The sequence below is a fragment of the Leptolyngbya sp. NK1-12 genome (assembly GCF_032598965.1).
Classification (GTDB): domain Bacteria; phylum Cyanobacteriota; class Cyanobacteriia; order Elainellales; family Elainellaceae; genus Elainella.
The window spans coordinates 6351387-6368020 of record NZ_CP053586.1 but is presented as its reverse complement, the minus strand read 5'-3'; the positions used below and the strand labels follow the sequence as shown (position 1 = coordinate 6368020).

General features: G+C 52.7%; 13 protein-coding genes. 7 read left to right on the top strand and 6 right to left on the bottom strand.

The features are described from left to right. Positions 1-88 precede the first annotated feature (88 nt). From HJG54_RS27340 to HJG54_RS27320, 5 genes are all read right to left on the bottom strand, one after another. On the bottom strand, positions 89-1816 hold the full coding sequence (locus HJG54_RS27340) for a GspE/PulE family protein (protein ID WP_316432392.1): 1728 nt from the start codon (positions 1814-1816) through the stop codon (positions 89-91). A 101-nt stretch (positions 1817-1917) separates the two neighbouring features. After that, positions 1918-2250: a hypothetical protein gene (locus tag HJG54_RS27335; protein WP_316432391.1), complete on the bottom strand. Its 333-nt coding sequence runs from the start codon at positions 2248-2250 to the stop codon at positions 1918-1920. 60 nt (positions 2251-2310) lie between these two features. Then, positions 2311-3810: a nickel/cobalt transporter gene (locus HJG54_RS27330; protein ID WP_316432390.1), complete on the bottom strand. Its 1500-nt coding sequence runs from the start codon at positions 3808-3810 to the stop codon at positions 2311-2313. A 23-nt stretch (positions 3811-3833) separates the two neighbouring features. Further along, positions 3834-5240: a tetratricopeptide repeat protein gene (locus HJG54_RS27325; protein ID WP_316432389.1), complete on the bottom strand. Its 1407-nt coding sequence runs from the start codon at positions 5238-5240 to the stop codon at positions 3834-3836. A gap of 128 nt (positions 5241-5368) precedes the next feature. Continuing rightward, positions 5369-6673 carry a DUF4331 domain-containing protein gene (locus HJG54_RS27320; RefSeq protein WP_316432388.1) on the bottom strand — a complete coding sequence of 435 codons (1305 nt, stop codon included), beginning with the start codon at positions 6671-6673 and terminating at the stop codon, positions 5369-5371. Positions 6674-7134: 461 nt separating this feature from the next. On the opposite strand from HJG54_RS27320, the gene HJG54_RS27315 reads away from it, so the two are divergent. From HJG54_RS27315 to HJG54_RS27285, 7 genes are all read left to right on the top strand, one after another. Continuing rightward, positions 7135-7644 carry a hypothetical protein gene (locus HJG54_RS27315; protein WP_316432387.1) on the top strand — a complete coding sequence of 170 codons (510 nt, stop codon included), beginning with the start codon at positions 7135-7137 and terminating at the stop codon, positions 7642-7644. A gap of 183 nt (positions 7645-7827) precedes the next feature. Further along, positions 7828-8121: a hypothetical protein gene (locus tag HJG54_RS27310; RefSeq protein ID WP_316432385.1), complete on the top strand. Its 294-nt coding sequence runs from the start codon at positions 7828-7830 to the stop codon at positions 8119-8121. Positions 8122-8171: 50 nt separating this feature from the next. Then, positions 8172-8627, top strand: a complete 456-nt coding sequence (locus HJG54_RS27305) for a hypothetical protein (protein ID WP_316432384.1) — start codon at positions 8172-8174, stop codon at positions 8625-8627. A gap of 166 nt (positions 8628-8793) precedes the next feature. Further along, complete coding sequence (locus tag HJG54_RS27300) at positions 8794-9990, top strand: class I SAM-dependent methyltransferase (protein ID WP_316432382.1); 1197 nt, start codon at positions 8794-8796, stop codon at positions 9988-9990. A gap of 362 nt (positions 9991-10352) precedes the next feature. After that, the gene (locus HJG54_RS27295; protein WP_316432381.1) at positions 10353-11540 is read left to right on the top strand and encodes an NAD(P)H-quinone oxidoreductase subunit H; all 1188 of its coding nucleotides are present in this window, start codon (positions 10353-10355) and stop codon (positions 11538-11540) included. A 401-nt stretch (positions 11541-11941) separates the two neighbouring features. Beyond that, a complete protein-coding gene (locus HJG54_RS27290; RefSeq protein ID WP_316432380.1) occupies positions 11942-12292 on the top strand; it encodes a hypothetical protein in 351 nt (116 codons plus the stop codon). Positions 12293-12364: 72 nt separating this feature from the next. Then, complete coding sequence (locus HJG54_RS27285; protein WP_316432379.1) at positions 12365-13699, top strand: tetratricopeptide repeat protein; 1335 nt, start codon at positions 12365-12367, stop codon at positions 13697-13699. A gap of 26 nt (positions 13700-13725) precedes the next feature. On the opposite strand, the gene topA is transcribed toward HJG54_RS27285, so the two are convergent. Further along, complete coding sequence (gene topA / locus HJG54_RS27280; protein WP_316432378.1) at positions 13726-16440, bottom strand: type I DNA topoisomerase; 2715 nt, start codon at positions 16438-16440, stop codon at positions 13726-13728. Between the last annotated feature and the right edge of the window lie 194 nt (positions 16441-16634).

Below are 16634 nucleotides of genomic sequence, written 5' to 3'. Positions count from 1 at the left end.
TTTAGAGTATCCAACACCCTCTCAGAGAGGAATCGTGTATTGAACAAACATTTGAGTTGGAAAGACAAGATTGATATTTCGCAAAGGTTTACACCACGCTGAGCGGCTTTGCAACTGAACGAGAACCATTCACAGATTGATAAAATGCGCTGTGAGGTAAAATTCGGCGCACTTCTTCTAGAGTGGTGATACCGCTAGTAACTTTAGCAACCGCGCCCAAACGAAACGAATAAAAGCGATCTTCGTTGAGATAGCGCCGCAGATGAGTAAGGCTACCTTCGTAGATGAGTTGCCGAATCGTGTCATCAATATGGATCATTTCGATCACCGCTTCCCGCCCCTGATAGCCAGACTGAAAACAGTGGGAACATCCTCGGCCCTTGCGCCAGTTTTGCATGTAGGCGGATTCGAGCGGTAGTCCCAAAAACTTCAGTTCGGCGGTAGTGGGCCGATAGGGAGCGGCACAGTGAGGGCAGACTTTCCGCACCAGCCGCTGCGCCACAATACCCAACAGCGCATCGCTGATCAAGCCCGGATCTGGTCCAATATCACGCAGGCGCGGAACGGCCCCGATCGCATCGTTTGTGTGGAGTGTGGTGAGCACTAGATGGCCGGTGAGAGCAGCCCGCACAGCCGTTTCGGCAGTTTCGTGATCGCGAATTTCCCCGACCATGATGATATCCGGATCTTGGCGCAAAATGGCCCTTAGACCTGCAGCAAAGGTCATGCCAGCTGGTTCGTGCACCTGGGTTTGGGTGATGCCTGGCAGCACATATTCCACCGGATCTTCAACCGTGACGATATTCACCGATTCGGTGGCAATCGCCTGCAAGCTGGTGTAGAGTGTACTGGTTTTGCCAGAGCCGGTTGGACCCGTCAGAATCACCATCCCCTGAGGTTGCTGTAGCCAGGATTCGTAAATGGCCAACGTTTGTTCAGAGAAGCCCAAATCCTGAATCGTGGCAAAGGAATTTTGTTGTCGCAATAGCCGCAGTACGACTTTTTCGCCCGGTTCACCCTTGCGACAGCTCACACAAGGCAGGGTACTGACGCGCAAATCTAGCCCCTGTTCCTGCTGATCGACCATATACTTTTCGCCAATCCGACCATCTTGAGGGCGACGGCTTTCGGCAATGTCCATATCGCTCATCACTTTCAAAGAAACGATGACTTTGCGGCTGATATCGGGCGGCAGGGTGGTGATGTGACGCAGAATGCCATCAATGCGAAAGCGGACTCGCAGACCGTCAGGAGCCGGAGCTAGGTGAATGTCGCTGGCCCGGTTGCGCAGAGCACTCGAAATCAGGGCTTTAATCCGCTCGATTTGATTGTCCGCTTGCGATAAATATAGCTCGGCAACTTCACTGATATTTTCCCGCTCTAGTTCACCGGTTAGTGGATTTACTGTCACCGTATTGGTAATTCGATCCATATCCAGCGATTGCAGTCGGTGCCAGTAGGTGTAGCTTTTCTCAGCAATGGTCAGCAGTTTGATTTCCGTATTCAGCTGGTCCTTCAACTGCTGCACTACCGAACCCGTGAGCGTCACCGGGCTGCCCAGATAGTAACAGCCCTGCCACAGCAGCAAAGGCACGACCGGCGGCAGCGCTTCTCGCTTACTGAAGTGTCGCCAAAACCGATAGTTAACTTCTGGATCCAGCAACTCTAAGTTGACATGGCCGTTTGAGCCAACCAGTAATTCTAGTGCCTGTTCGCAGGTAATTTGCTTTTGCTTTAGCTGTTGCCACGCAGTTTGGTTGGTCAATTTTTCCGTTGAAGAATTCTCTGATTCGTTCGGCTTCTGATTCGTTTGCATGATTCGTTCTATTAATTGTTCTATGCTTGGATAAAGTAGCTGGTGAATCGCTCAGTTTGGTGGCTGAATTAGATTGCCTAGGGGGACTTTTCAAACGGATTCTAATTAGTGGATGAGCCAGCCGCAGCAGAACAGGGGCGGCCCTGGGCATCTAAACCAAAACAGGGCGTGCTGCTGGTTCCGCCGCTATAGATATCTAAGTTGCCCAGGTTGGTGTAGGGACTGAGGGGCGTTCTGCCATTGGTGGTAGCTGTGGTATCCGAGGAATTGGTTAGGCGCTGGTTGCCGCAAAGCGAGGTCAGGTTTACGGTCCTGCCGTCAGAGGTTTGCATGTAGCAGACGAGATCGACCTGATTAAAACTAGAGACCTGAGCCGTGGCGCTTTGAGATGCTAGAAGCAGAAATAAACCGGTCAACTGTAGGAACTTCAGCATAGCTTTGGTGAATGATTGAATGTTTTGTACTGACTTGCCGAACCTGACACACCAAACCAACTAACCTCCTGCTATCTCCATAACCGCCTGGGCCGAGAGACCAACTCCAATCAGAACGATACCCAGAGCGCTCAAAGTCGATAACAGCTTCACAGGCCGTTTTGGCACAGGTAAACGTTGAAACAGCGTTTTAGCATAGACCATGAGTAGCCCCAATCCGGTCAGTACGCCTGCTAAGCCGAGGCTAAATGCTAGCACCAAAATTAATCCCAAACCAACCTGTCCCAATGCCATACAGCTCAGGAGCAGTACTAGGGCTGCCGGACAGGGAGTTAGCCCACCAGAAATTCCCAGCGCTACTAGATTACGCCATGTCACTGGGGTGTCATCGGGGCCGAGTGGTAGATGAGTGTGGGGATGATGGTGATCGTGACTGTGATGATGGATGTGATCATGGAGGGAATGGTCGGAGTGATGGTGAGGGGGATGATGCGAATTTTGCTGATGATGCGAATGCTGATGCTGATGATGGCGAGAGTCAGAATTATGCCAATGAGGCTGATTTACGTCCAGATTGCCTGTGCCTGGCAGTGAGGCTGCTGGTAGGGGAACTAGCTCTCTGGAAATGGAGGGTTGCCTTTGATGCGAATGCGAATGCCTATGAGCCTGCCTATGGGAACTATAGCGATTTGATAAACGCTGAATAAACAGACGTAAACCAATGACAATCACCATTACACCCGACAGCAGATTCATCCAGGGATAGAGCTGCTCTGGCAGAATGTAGCGGGACGCGAACAGCGCCACGAGTCCCAGGGCAAAGATACCGAGGGTATGAGTAATGGTGGTGGCGGCGGCAAGCAGAATGGCATGTTTGGGTGTTGAACGGGTACCCACGAGGTAGGCTCCGACAAGGGTTTTGCCATGTCCAGGCGAAAGGGAATGCATCGCTCCCCAAACGATTGCACCGGCAATCGTCAGCAGCAGGCCACCTGTTGTCAAATGAGTCAAACCGGCAGAGAGAGTTAAATCTTGATTTTTGGGCGTGAATACCACGGTTCTGAGCTGGTGGTTTTGCAAAATCGTGGCTAAACAATTTGCGGTGGGTACGCCGGGTAGAAACAGGTTGTAGTGGATCTTCAGGGCTTGCAGTGGCTGATTCCAGGCATAGATCAAGCGAATTGTGCTATGGGTGTTGGGGGCGGCTCGGACGGTGGGTGGCAAGGCCGCTTCTAGCTGAGGGGAAACTTGCAAAACGCCGGCTTGGTTGTTCTGATTGCGGAGGCGAATCGCGTTCTCCAGAAATGTAGTTAGCGGCTGCTTAGAGGCTCGCACTTCATCGGGGGAGAGTTGGCCATCTTGGTTGGTATCTGCGAAGGGTGTCAGTCCGGTTGGATAGGTGAGCGTGATTTGCACAGTCGATGGCTCCACCACCATTTCCGCGGCTGACATGTCGGCCCAATGGGCCTGACCAGGTGTGGCAGTAACTGCCAGGAACAGGAGAGTTGTCAGAAACGCAAGCAGAGGGAGAATGCCGTGGCGATGCAGTTTAGCGTTCATGGCAGGGAATGGGAGTAGGGTTGTCAGGAACCGAGGCCGACACCTAAATGTATTGCTCGGCGGGCCTTTTCATTGAAGTTGGGATCAATAGCTCGGACTTTTTGAAAATAGGTATTGGCCTCGGCTTGGTTGCCTGTGGCTTGGGCAATGGCGGCGGCCTGATGCCAGAGCTTTGCACTGCGAACGCCAGAATCTAAGGCCGTTTGAATGATGGATTGCGCTTCTTGCCAGCGTTTGGCTTCTGTGAGCGCCCAAGCATAGGTGCCGAGTGTGTCTGCATCGCGCCGCAGTTGAACTTCTGCTGCCATCAGCGAGACGGCTTCAGCAATGTCCTGAGAATGGCCTCGTTCTAGCAGTAGACGGGCTAAATCACGCCGGTGGCCAAGGGAAAGGCTGCCGACGCTCTGACGCAATTGGGTTTCCGCTTCGGCCCATAGGGTTTCTGCCCCAGTTCGGTCGCCTTGAGCTGCTTTGACCTGCGCTTGTCCTCGCAAAATCAGGGGATCGAAGACGGTGGGACTGGCTTGCTGTTGGGTGACCCGATGATAGTATCGTTCGGCGGCGCGATAGTGACCTTGCCGTAGTTCTAATTGGGCCAGATTCAGCAAGGCGGATGCATCGTTGGGCGCAATCCGCAGGGCTTCCTGATAGAAATCTTTGGCGCGCTGTAAGTCACCCCGCTCGTAGTAAAAGCGTCCGAGTAAGGTACGGGTGCGGGCAGAATGGCTTAGCTCGCCAGCTTCTTCTACTTCTAGGGCATAGCGAAAATTCTGGAGAGCTTCCTGATCATTGCCTTGGGCGGTTTTCACCAATGCCTGTAGGGTGAAGGCATGCATGCTTAGGGTTAAATCAACCAGCTGCTCCGCCGCCTGATTCGCCTGCTCCAGTCTCCCCATCGCTAAATTGGCCGTGACCTGCATCGGCAGGGACTCTTTGGGATTGGGAATTTGCGCTGCGAGTTGCAAGGCCTTATTAAAATCGTGGTTAGCTTCGGCCACCCGTGCTAAGACTGCCAGCGCTTCTGAGTTGTCGATTGGCAGAAGGGCAAGCGATTGTCGTGCGGTTTGATCGGCCAATAGGTACCAGCTCCCTTCTCCTGTCAAGCGGGCCATGCGCAGGTATGTGCTTGCCAGAGCCGCCTGCTCCAGAGCGCGATCGGGATACTGGCGGATTCGCTCTTGATAAAAGGCAATTTCCTGCTGCAAGGGCGCGATCAGCGTCCGATTTCCCGCTAATGATTGGTCAAACGGATAGCGGTATGGTTCCTCCAACTTGCTAAAGGTACGACTGCTAACAGCTTCTAGCTGAAGCCAAAAATTGGGTTGGGTGGTGATAAGCGCGATGCTGATAATGGGTAGGCCGATGGACACCAAAATTCCCAGCCACTTCCATTTGTTCGCCTTGTCTATATTAATGCCATTGTATTTCATAATATTCTTTGTAGATGTTCTAACCCTTGTATTGACTAAATCCCCAATTCTCGCAGTCAGCTTAAAAGGTTTTTCTCTGCTAAAACAACGCTCAGAATTAGGGATCTAGTCGCTAACTAGACGGCGATTTAGTTAGCAGGTGCAAGATAGGGAAAACTTGGCGACAGGGGATGATGACCTTGACCGGGATTTCCGGGTACGCCCTCATAGGTGACATTGTCGGTAGTGACGGCGCCATTAGTCAGGACAGCCAAGCTAATATCCACCACATCATCTGTCAGCAAACGACCTCCAATTGGTGCGCCTTTGCTGTTCAACGCGTTGGCATACCCACTCGGCCCCAAGGTATCAATTCGCATTACATCAGGAATAAACGCTCCCAGCAGGGCCTGTGCTCTGGCTGGACTGTTCCCCAAAGCCAACAAAACGCTCGTCGCTTCACGAGCCACGGTAGAAGGCACAGTACGGCTAGGTTGGGTGCGATTATAGGCAGCCAAACTAGCTTGACTCAATACCAATCCTTCATTGATTGCCGGTCGAGCGAGTTGTTCGGTTTGGACAAACTGGCCGGTTCTAGGATCGGGAATCAGCAGCGATAGCCAAACGTCAAATGTGGTAGCCTGACTGGACCCCTGCAACAAGCGACGCGGCACGCGCACCACAATCGTATTGACGTTATAGCCGGTGGCAAAATCAACCGCATCTTCGGGTGCTCGGAACCCAACCGCTGGCCCCCGACCCAGTAACCCAGCTCGGACGCGGAAGAACTGCTCTACATCAAAGAAAAACGGATCTTCCCGCAGGCCAGCAAACACGGTGAGGTTGCTGCCACGCACACGCACTTGATTCAGGAACGGAGAACTGGCGGTTGCTAATGGCGTAGTTTGCATCGCTCCGCCCCCGATCGTGCGGTTCACTGTTGTGGTTCCCTTCTCATCGATGAGCGTTAGGGTCATGCGTTGGCGGCGGGGGCTGCCCTGGGGTTCGCTGAAGCTGAATCGCAACGTCAGGTCAGGTCTGGCGGTGGGCACAGCATTATTGTTAGCTACCCGCGAAATCCTGAATTCGTACCGCGCCGCACTGCTAAAGAAATATTGCTGTCGGGCGAGCGAGCGGGGATTGGTATTCATCACCAGAATCAGGTCGTTTGCTTGGGCAGCAGGGTTCACATCAATCTCTCTGAATACATATAGATCCGTTAAACTCAAAGCCCGACTCCGGACATCAATGTCGCCATCGTCATGGTCAGAAGCTTGGATCGTTGGTGGTGCCATTACCGTTGTTATACCTAGGGCCATCAGCGCTAAGCCAAAAGCTGCTGCCGTTAAACCAATGTTTTTGGGGGTCGATGCCGCCTTTCCGATAGTGAAGATGCGCCTGAAGGCTGTTTGCATCGTTTGCCTTGTAATCAGCAAAATCGGCTGAATTGCCATTTCTGTGTCTCCTTAAAGCACCAGGAATTGAGACTCCGCTAAACGCGAGTCTGCTGGAAAATTTGAGTTCGTCGAAACCTGTCAATCCGGGGAGGTTATCCTCTTGTGGGGAATTACGGAGGTGGATTGGCTTTGGATTTAAAGCTTGAACAAAATTGTTTTAAATCCTGACTTCAGGTTTGATCCGACCTTTTCCGACCTTTTCCAACTGACAAACACCAATCTGTTGCATATTCTTGAAAAGTGCTAGCCGAATGAACGTTACTATACCGTCACCATTTGAAATTTACAGCAACCCTAAGCTGTCAGATTGAATACTCCGGCTGTCATTCGTCATGCCAGTCAAATAGTCCTGGTTCCTGCGCAAATCAGTTTGCAGCCATCCCTATCTTGACTCCTGACTCCTGCCCCCTTCTATAACCTATCCCGTCACATTAACTTCACATAAAAAGGCATTAATCATGATTCACCACATCTCGATTGCGGCTAATAATCCATTACATGTTGCTCAAGTGTTAGCAGAACTATTTCAGGGAGACGTGATGCCGTTTCCAGAACATGAAGGCAGCTATGTTGCTCTCACCTATGATCCTCACGGCACCTTGATTGTGGTTTTGCCCAAAGGGACAGAACTAATGCCCAATCTGCCGGATGATAGTACACAGGTAGTTGCCGAGGCCGATACCGAGGCCGGTAGCCAGTTTGTTCATAATCCCTATATTCCGACCTATACCGCAACCCACGCGGCGATTTCAGTGCCCGTGAGTGAAGCCCAAATTCGAGAAATTGCAGCCCGTGAGGGATGGCATGTCGCTCACTGCAATCGGCAAGACTTCTTTGAGGTCATCGAGTTCTGGCTGGAGAATCAAGTGCTGATAGAACTGTTACCACCCACAATCGCACCTAAATATACTGCGTTTATGCAGCCAGAATCATTGAAGCAATTTGCAGCAACAATGGCTGCTTCGTGACCGATGGGATCATCAAACTATCTATCAAATTAATCATCCAATATACAGCGTTTTTCACTCATGTGAGGTACAGAGGATGGGGGCGAGGCCCCCCACGCACGGGCACTGCCCCTGCACCCCCTTTTTCGTACTTCACTAGCCTGAAAAAGGCTGTATCGCGAATTAAAGAACGGAGAAAAATCAATGCAGTTTCGCGCATCAGCATCGTCTCTAAATGCCACCAAAGATTATACGCCGCATCCGCTGCTACTGACCCTATGGCAGTTTGTGTATCAACGAACTGGCCTGAATAATGCGCTCGATCAACTGGCCGCCACTCTGCTCAGAACTCCTGAGCCTGAGGTTAATTGGAAGACAGATCGCTACGGTGAACCCTATTTGGAAATTTATGATCCAGCTGCCAAAAAGTTTCACTACTTTACTTCAGACCAAGACGCCTTAATTTGGCTGGAGCGGCGATTTCAGCCATTCCTGTAAAAGAGTCTCACAGGCTAACGCAAGTATTTCTTCTACGCCTCTTTATGCGAGTGCTGATAATACACTTAGCCGCTTCCCATATCGTGATTTGGTTGGTTAAGCAGTGGTTCAGTCAACGGTCTTACATTGGTCAAAGCGGTGCTTATCCAAATTCTATGGGCGCATGTCAGTCAACTCACTACTTCGAGCTTTATGTCCTGGGTCATCCCCTGACCCAGCTATTGATCGAAATTCCAGACGGCATCTGCATCAATGGTGAAATTGCCATCACCTACTCGTTGTTTGATTCAATCCCACAGCGAATGGATGTCACCAGCGCCATTACGTTTGATTACGCCACCATTTGTTTTCCGCAGCCAATTCCACCGGGAGCAATGATGCTAGTTTCCCTGCAAAAGGTCAGGAGCGCAGAACGCTCAAGCCAAACCTGGCTCTATCCGATCTACGGCAGGAACGATGCAATGCCATTTACTTTTCTCGGTGTTGCCCGGATTCGATGCTGGTGAAGGGGTCAAGGGGGAGGGGTAAGGGGTGAGGGGTGAGGGGTAAGAGGGAGATAGGTGAAATAATTCATCGCCACCCCAATTTATGAGATAGTGCTGAAAGCAATGAGATAGTGCTGAAAGCAAACTCAAAACTCAAAACTCAACATCCAAAACTCTTAATCGTCCCATGTCTGATCAAGCAATTAGCGCCGCTGTTGCCAAACTCTACGATACCTATCCCTTTCCGCCCGACCCTCTGCTCGATCAGCCGCCTCCGGGTTATAACTGGCGTTGGAATTGGCTAACGGCTTATGCTTTTTGTACGGGACGCAAACCAGCGCAGCAGGATATTCGCATTCTCGATGCGGGCTGCGGTTCGGGTGTAGGAACCGAGTACCTGGTGCACCTGAATCCGCAGGCGCAGGTAATGGGGATTGATCTGAGTGCGGGCACTCTGGCCGTGGCGCAGGAGCGCTGTCGCCGGTCTGGGGCCGATCGGGTCGAGTTTCGTCAGCTCAGCTTGTTTGATGCCGATCAGGTACCCGGAGAATTTGACTTAATTAACTGCGTGGGTGTGCTGCACCATACTCCTGACCCGATTCGTGGCATTCAAGCCCTGGCGAAGAAGCTGGCTCCGGGGGGCTTGATGCATATTTTTGTCTATGGTGAGTTGGGCCGCTGGGAAATTAAGCTGATGCAGCAGGCAATTGCTCTCCTCCAAGGCAACAAACGCGGCGATTACCGGGATGGGGTTCAGGTGGGCCGACAGATTTTTGCGGCTCTGCCGGAAAACAATCGCTTGGTCAGGCGAGAAAAAGACCGCTGGTCGATTGAAAATCATCGCGACGAATGCTTCGCCGATATGTATGTCCATCCGCAGGAAATTGATTACAACATCGAAACCCTATTTGAATTGATTGACGCCTCTGGTTTAGAGTTTGTTGGTTTCTCCAATCCCAAGGTCTGGCAGCTCGAACGCCTGCTGACCAAAGCCCCTGACCTGATGGAACGAGCTGCCACCCTCACCGATCGCCAGCGCTACCGCTTGATTGAACTGCTTGATCCGGAAACCATCGCCCACTACGAATTTTTCCTCGCCCGTCCGCCATTGACTCGATTCGACTGGTCTTCTGACCCAGCTCTACTGGCCGCCATTCCAGACCGTAGCCCCTGTATGGAGGGATGGGACAGCCGCACCCTGTTCAACTACGACTACCAGCTCGTCAATCTCAGCGAAGCTGAATGGCAGTTCCTGAAAGCCTGCGACGGCAATCAAACCCGCGCGGTTGGGGAAATTTTGCAGGAAGTCGAACTGAGTCTCGATACCGTGCGAGCACTTCAGCAGCAGCAGTTAATCTTGCTAACCCCGGCCCCGGCCTACTGATGCACCAGTGATGCACCAGTGATGCACAGTGATACACCAGTGAACCAGCCGGATAAGTCGCCATTGAATCGCGCTACCCCAACCATTCTTCTGACTTCTGGCTCCTGACTTCTGGCTCCTGGCTCCTGACTTCTGGCTCCTACTAAAACCTCCCTATAAGCAAAATTATCAGTGTTTCATTAAAAATCCGTAGCCATTCTGGGTGGGATGCGCTGCTTAGATAGCCTTCCCCTTCGTATAATGATTCAGAGAGATGTAACAAAACTATAGGGTTTTAGACCTAGAGTTTTAGACCGAACCAGCTCTGCTGTCTATGCCCACCCACCTGCTGATGCGCCAATCGAACGGGGAGAGAAACACCTATGACCATGATTGAAACCAAAACCGACCCAATGGTGCTCAATATGGGTCCGCACCATCCTTCGATGCACGGGGTGTTGCGCCTGATTGTCACCCTGGACGGTGAAGATGTCGTTGACTGTGAGCCGGTGATTGGCTATTTGCATCGGGGCATGGAAAAGATCGCGGAGAATCGCACCCCAGTCATGTATGTGCCCTATGTTAGCCGTTGGGATTACGCGGCCGGCATGTTCAACGAAGCTGTAGTCGTGAATGCGGTAGAAAAATTGGCCGATGTGCCGGTGCCCCGACGGGCCAGCTACATCCGGGTGATTATGCTAGAGCTGAACCGGATTGCTAACCACCTGCTCTGGCTCGGCCCCTTCCTGGCTGACTGTGGTGCCCAAACCCCCTTCTTCTACATCTTCCGGGAACGCGAAATGATCTATGACCTGTGGGAAGCAGCTACCGGCTACCGCATGGTCAACAACAACTATTGGCGCATTGGTGGCGTAGCGGTCGATTTGCCCTATGGCTGGATCGATAAGTGTGCCGACTTCTGCGACTACTTTATGCCCAAAGTGGACGAGTACGAGAAGCTGATTACCAACAACCCGATCTTCCGGCGACGGGTAGAAGGCGTGGGTACGATCACGCGCGATGAGGCGATCAACTGGGGGCTATCTGGTCCAATGCTGCGGGCCTCTGGCGTCAAGTGGGACCTGCGCAAGGTGGACCACTACGAGTGCTACGACGACTTCGATTGGGATGTGCATTGGGAAACCGCAGGCGACTGCTTCGCTCGCTATGTAGTGCGGATTCGAGAAATGCGGGAGTCAGTGAAGATCATTCGCCAAGCCCTCAAGGGTTTACCCGGTGGTCCTTACGAGAATCTAGAAGCCAAGCGGATCGCCGAAGGACCAAAGTCGGACTGGGCTAAGAATCCGGATTATCAGTTCATCAGTAAGAAAATCGCGCCCACGTTCAAGATTCCGGCAGGCGAAAATTACGTTCGGATTGAAAGCGGCAAGGGTGAGCTGGGCATTTACATCATCGGTGATGACAATGTTTTTCCTTGGCGGTTCAAGATTCGCGCCGCAGACTTCAACAACCTGCAAATCCTGCCCCATGTTCTGAAAGGAGTGAAGGTCGCGGATATTGTCGTGATTTTAGGCAGTATCGACATCATCATGGGGTCAGTTGACCGCTAAGACGATTTAAATTTTCTTACCAATTTCGATGTCGTAGCATCAGTAATTTGTTAGTTATACAAGGGCAGTCATGGACTGCTCTTTTTTATTGATTCTTCACTAGTCGGATCCTAGGACATGTCGTTGCAGCCATAGCAATAGTCAGTTTGGTTAGGACATTTTTGTGGGGCGCTCCGCGCCCCACAAAAATGTCCGTGTCCTAACTCATGTGACTAAAGCTATACATTAAGTCCTGAAAAATCAGTCCGTGAAACCACCGGGGGGCAGATGCTCCTCAGCAAAAATACCCGTGTAGATAATGGCTACACGCAGCCTCTTCGTCGGTATTTTTAAGCTAAGAGACCGAATTAATTTGTTCTCCACTTTTTAACGCAGGGAATTTCTACCAGGAGGTTGATCGTATGGACATTGAGTTTGCTGAATTGGAACTACTCGCCCAACAGCTGCTTGACGTTGTAGAAGCCGAAGAATGGCTGGCTTCGGCAGCCCCACTCTACGAAAATTCACCCACCCACGAGCTGTTTGACCGGCTGGAAAGCGCTGTCGAGTCCTACACCCTGGTGCGCGATCACCTGGCTACCTGCTTGCGAGAAAGTGCGGAAGCGGAAATTGCTTTCTTTTTATCGTTGCTTCAAGAACGCCTGAATTTGCTGTTGGAGCAACCCAAACCTCTGCTACTAGAGCAATCTAAGCCTAATGACTTGCCACCTGATTTGCAACTCCAGATGCAGCTACAGATACAGCCTGCTTGATGAAATTTGCCTCAAGATAGGGAATTCTTCATGAAGTGATTACACCTGCACCGATTTGTGAGGGTAAATACCATGAATTCCCTATACCGGGTCGCCACCTCGTTGGGCGTTGGCATTGTTTTGACTGGAATTGCAACACCACTGTTGGCTCCATCGCCAAGTTTGGCTCAATCCGGATCCCCTTCAACCCCTGCGGCATCGACCCCCTCCACAACGCCACTGGATCCGGCCACAGCCGAAACGGCGTATAAAACGGGTCGAACTCAACTGAAACGACAAGAATATCGTGAAGCACTAGCTAGTTTTGATCTGGCAATTCGGGCTAATCCCAACGATGCGCGGCCCTATCTGCAGCGGGGCATTACCTATGCGGCTCTAGGAGACTACAGCGCGGCTTTGCAGGACTACAATCGGGCTATCGAGCTGGCTCCTGAGCTGGTAGATGCCTATCTGTATCGGGGCATTGTGCATTACAAACTGGGGGACTACGCTGAAGCGATGGCCGACCTGGACCAGGTGCTGATCCTCAATCCAGAATCTGCTCCCGCCTACTTCTACCGCGGCTTGGTGCAGAAGGCTACCAACCATCCGGCTGGGGCAATTGCGGAATTTACCCAGGCGATCGAGGAAGACAGCAAATACGGGGATGCCTATCTGAATCGGGGCAGCCTTTATTACGAAATGAACGATTTGGAAGCGGCATTGGCTGATCTGGATCAGGCCATAGAGCTAATGCCGGACTCTGCGATCGCCTACTACAACCGGGGCTTTGTCTACTCCAGCTTGGGAGCCGCAGAACTCGCTCTAGCTGACTTTGATCAAGCTATTCAGCTCAAGCCAGACTATGCAGAAGCCTACTTAGGACGGGCACTCGCTCTTGTCAGCTTGGACGATTTGCCCGCTGCCTTCGCCGATCTAGAAACCGCGATTCGGCTGCGCCCCGACTATGCTGATGCCTACAAGGTGCGCGGCGATTTGAGATTGCAATCTGGAGATCCGGAAGGAGCGATTGCCGACTATGAGCAAGCTCTAGCAGTTCGTCCAGGGGATAGCGTTATCTACAGAAGTCGGGCCGATGCCTACTTTGAATCTGGTTTTCTAGAGCAAGCCATGGCCGACTACGATTTCGTCTTGGCAGAGAATCCAAACGATGTAGCGGCGCTCAACAACCGGGGTGAAATTCGGCTGGCTCTGGGAGACACGGCAGGCGCACTCGAAGACTATACGCAGGCGATCCGCAGCAATCCCCAAAATGCCGATGCCTACTACAGCCGAGGTCGCCTCCTAGCAATGACCGGCGATTTGGCCGCCGCGATGGCCGACTTACAGCGAGCTGCAGACCTCTACCTCCAACAGGGGACTGCAGAAGGGTATCGGCAAACTTTAGCGGCAATGCAGGGGTTGTAGAGTAGGGGTTGTAATTACACCTCTCCCTACTGCCCCGATTTACTCGATTTACTCGACTTCGCCGTCTTCGTTGCCGTTTTGGTCGCCTTAGTGGTCTTGGTAGCTGATTTTGTGGTTTTCTTGGCGGCAGTGCGGGTGGTTTTGCTGGTGCTGGCCGTCGATTTGCTGGAACTGCGGCTCGATTTTTTGGATTTGCTGCCGGCTTTGGCTTTGAGGGCGGCGAGAGCCTCTTCCATCGAAATTGCCTCGACGGTTTGACCTTCGGGAATCGAGGCATTTACCTTGCCGTGCTTAATGTACGGCCCATAGGGGCCATCGTAGATATTCACGGGTTCGCCGTCTTCAGGATGGGATCCAAGTTCACGGATTGGTTTAGCGGTGGCTTTGCTGCGTCCTCGTCCAGCTTTGGGTTCGGCTAGCAGCTCCAGGGCACGCTCTAGGGTGATGGTCAGCACATCGTCATCGCCCTTTAGCGACCGGTAGTCTTTGCCTGCTTTGCCCTGGTCATGCACAATGTAAGGCCCAAACCGGCCCAAATTGGCCTGAATTTTAGCACCGGTTTCGGGATGGGTGCCCAAGGTGCGAGGCAGTGACAGGAGACCAACTGCCATTTCCAGGGATACCTCTTGGGGGTTGACGCCCTTCGGTAGCGAAGCCCGCTTCGGTTTGGGGTTGGCTTCGGTTTCATCACCGAGCTGCACATAAGGCCCATAGGGGCCAATCCGCTGATAGATCGGCTCGCCGGTTTCGGGATGAAAACCGATTTTGTCGGGTCCTTCGGTTTTTTGGCGCAACAGCACTTCCACCTGAGCCGGGTCTAAGTCGCCCGGAGTCATATCCTGGGGTAGCGTCGCTTTCACCAGTTCTTCGCCATTGTCCGCCTCGATATAAGCTCCATAGCGGCCAATTCGGACTTTGGCATCCAGACCTTCCAGTTCTACCGTGCGGGCTTCGTTGGGGTCGATTTGGCTGTCTTGCTGTTTGACTTGAGTATCCAGGCCAGCTTCGCCCAAGTAAAACTGCCGCAGATAGGGCAGCCACTCGGCTTCGCCGGTCGAAATTTCGTCTAGGGTTTGCTCCATGCGAGCCGTAAAGCCAGTATCTACCAGATCGGGGAAATGTTTTTCCAGCAGTGAGGTGACGGCAAAGGCTGTAAAGGTAGGCACCAGGCTGTTGTTGATCATCTGGGCATAGCCCCGGTCGATGATCGTGCCGATGATGCTGGCGTAGGTGCTGGGACGACCAATTCCTTCGTTCTCCAGGGTTTTGACCAGAGAGGCTTCGGTGTAGCGGGCGGGTGGCTGGGTTTCGTGCCCGATGGGTTCTAGCTCCTCGCAGCTGGGATGGTCTCCTACCCGCAAGGGCGGCAGAATCACTTCCTGATCCTCGATGGCCGCATCGGGATCATCGGAGCCTTCCACATAGGCCCGGAAAAAGCCAGCGAAGTCAATCCGTTTGCCGGTAGCGCGAAATTCGGCTTCACCAGCCTGAATCTGTACGGTGATGTGGGTCTGGCGGACTTCAGCCATCTGGGTGGCCACTGTGCGCTTCCAGATCAGGTCATAGAGGCGCAGTTCGCGGTCCTTCAGCCCTGTTTCCTGGGGTGTGCGGAAGGTACTGCCCGCCGGACGAATTGCTTCGTGGGCTTCTTGGGCACCTTTGGCTTTAGTGGCATATTGGCGCGGTTCTGGGCTGAGGTACTCGCAGCCATACATTTGCTCCACGCAAGACCGAGCTGCCGCTATCGCCTGCTGCGAAAGATTAGTGGAATCGGTTCGCATGTAGGTGATGTAACCCTGCTCGTACAGGCTTTGGGCAATCCGCATCGTTTCGCGGGCCGACAGGCGCAGCTTGCGGTTGGCTTCCTGTTGCAGGGTCGAAGTGGTAAAGGGGGCGGAGGGTTTACGAGTTGAGGTGCGCTCTTCTAGATTGCTGACGGTCCAGGTTTCGCTCAGCAGCCGCTCTTGCAGCGAACGGGCTTCGGCCTCACCCAACAGCAATACCTGTCGTCCGGCGATGATCTGCCCGGTGGTTTCATCAAAATCACTGCCTGTGGCAACCCGCGTCCCGCCAACGCTGATCAGTTTGGCCTCAAATGGCCGTTTGTTCTGACTGAGGCTGGCTTTGAGGTCCCAGTAGGTGCCTTTGCGGAAGGCGCGACGCTGCCGTTCCCGATTTACCAGTAAGCGCACTGCTACCGACTGCACCCGACCTGCCGACAAACCCCAGGCAATTTTTTTCCACAACAGCGGCGACAGGGTATATCCCACCAAACGGTCCAGAATTCGGCGCGTTTCCTGGGCGCGGACCAACTGCTCATCCACGTCACGACAGTGTCTCAGCGCATCCTGAATCGCCTCTTCGGTGATTTCGTGAAACACCATGCGTTTGATCGGCACTTTGGGCTGAAGCACTTGCAGCAGATGCCAGCTAATGCTCTCGCCCTCACGGTCTTCGTCCGTCGCCAGCACCAGCTCATCCGCGTTCTTGAGGGCATCCTTCAGCGCCTTGACGACTTTCTTTTTATCCTGCGGAATCACATAGAGCGGCTCAAAGTCTTCCTCTATGTTGACGCCAATTTTGGCCCATTCTTCCGCTTTGACACTGGCTGGAATTTCACTGGCAGATTGAGGCAAATCCCTGACATGGCCCATCGAAGCCTCGACCTGGTACCCAGCAGGCAGGTAGTTACGGATGGTGCGAGCTTTCGTGGGAGATTCAACAATAACAAGGCTAGGCATGGGTCAATCGCGTTCTAGGACTCGAATGGCTAACGAGGCGAACTCCAACTTAACGAGAGATTTGCTCGATCTGCAAGTGGACCGTGATCGGTCGAACGGTGGGTCGGAGGTTTGCCCCTGGATCGGGTGGAGGAAAGAAACAGTTTTGATGCAGTCTCCTTCTTTTTTATCTCCTACTTATAGTTAATATCAGC